Consider the following 1,411-nt stretch of genomic DNA (forward strand, 5'->3'; position numbering starts at 1 on the left):
CCCCGCCTCGCCGAGCTCGGGCACGCCCTGCCTGAGGTCGCCGCCCCGGTGGCCGCCTACGTGCCGGCCGTCCGGACCGGCTCCCACGTCCACACCTCCGGGCAGCTGCCCTTCGTGGACGGGGCGCTGCCGCGCACCGGCAAGGTCGGCGCCGAGGTCGCGGCCGAGCAGGCCGCCGAGCTCGCCGCGACCTGCTGCCTGAACGCCCTCGCCGCCGTGGAGGCGCTGGTGGGCGACCTCGACCAGGTGGTCAGGATCGTGAAGGTGACTGGCTTCGTCGCCTCCGACCCCTCGTTCACGGGCCAGCCCGCCGTGATCAACGGCGCGAGCACCCTGCTCGGTGAGGTCTTCGGCGAGGCCGGGAGCCATGCCCGCTCCGCCGTGGGCGTGGCCGTGCTGCCCCTGGACGCCCCGGTCGAGCTCGAGCTCGTCGTCGAGCTCTCCCCGTCTCTCGCCCCCACCGCCTGAGCGGGGCCGCGATGGACGAGCATCTCGGGCAGCGGGCTTCCGATGCCCCGGCGGTCGAGCTGATCGTGGTGCGGGCCGACAACCCCGGCCCCATGACGCTGACCGGCACCAACAGCCACGTGCTGCGCGACGAGGGCCAGGTGTGGGTGGTCGACCCCGGCCCGAAGGACCCCGAGCACCTCGCCGAGCTTCTGCTCACCTGCGGCGATGACGTCCGACCGGAGGGCGTCCTGGTCACCCACCGGCACGCGGACCACGCCGCGGGCGCCGCGACCCTCGCCCGGCAGCTCACCGCCCGCAGCGGCCGGGAGGTGCCGCTGTGGGCGGCCGATCAGTCCGCCGTGCCCGGCTCGCGCCCGCTGCCCGCGACGCTGATCGGCGACAACGGGACCGTCGGCCACGTCATCCACCTGCCGGGGCACACCTCCGACTCCGTCGGCGTGCTCGTGGAGGGCGGGCGGATGCTGACCGGCGACACGCTCCTGGGCGGCTCCTCGACGGTGATCGTGCCCGAGCACGGCGGCTCGCTCACCGAGTACCTGCAGTCCCTCGCGATCCTCCACGCCCTCGCCGAGGACGGCCGGATCAGCGCTTTCTTCCCCGGCCACGGCCCGTCCGTCGACTCCCCGCTGGAGGTGCTCGCCGTCCTGGAGGAGACGATCGCCCACCGCGAGGAGCGGATCGATCAGGTGCGGCGCGCCCGCACCGCCGGGGTGCTCACCCTCGACCGGCTGCTGCGCGTGGTCTACGGCCCGGACCTGCCCGAGCAGCTGCAGGACGCAGCCCGCTGGAACCTCCGCGCCACCCTCGACCACCTCGCCCGGGAGCGCTGACCCCGCGCTGCGTCGCTGCGTCGGGTCGCCCCCGCGGCTGCGGACTCCGGGCGCGGCGCCGTCGTCCCGGGTGGTCCGGGCGTTCGAACGGCCCTCCTCCCCGCGCGGGG

Annotated in this window: 2 protein-coding genes; both read left to right on the forward strand. The window is 75.8% G+C overall.

The genetic code is table 11. The features are described 5' to 3' along the window. Positions 1–468: RidA family protein (locus tag HMPREF3159_RS11090; protein ID WP_070501081.1), on the forward strand; the 468-nt coding region annotated here is incomplete at its 5' end. An 11-nt stretch (positions 469–479) separates the two neighbouring features. Further along, complete coding sequence (locus HMPREF3159_RS11095) at positions 480–1,301, forward strand: MBL fold metallo-hydrolase (protein WP_083305921.1); 822 nt, start codon at positions 480–482, stop codon at positions 1,299–1,301. The last annotated feature ends 110 nt before the right edge of the window (positions 1,302–1,411 follow it).

The organism is Brachybacterium sp. HMSC06H03, from assembly GCF_001807385.1.
Classification (GTDB): Bacteria; Actinomycetota; Actinomycetes; order Actinomycetales; family Dermabacteraceae; genus Brachybacterium; species Brachybacterium conglomeratum.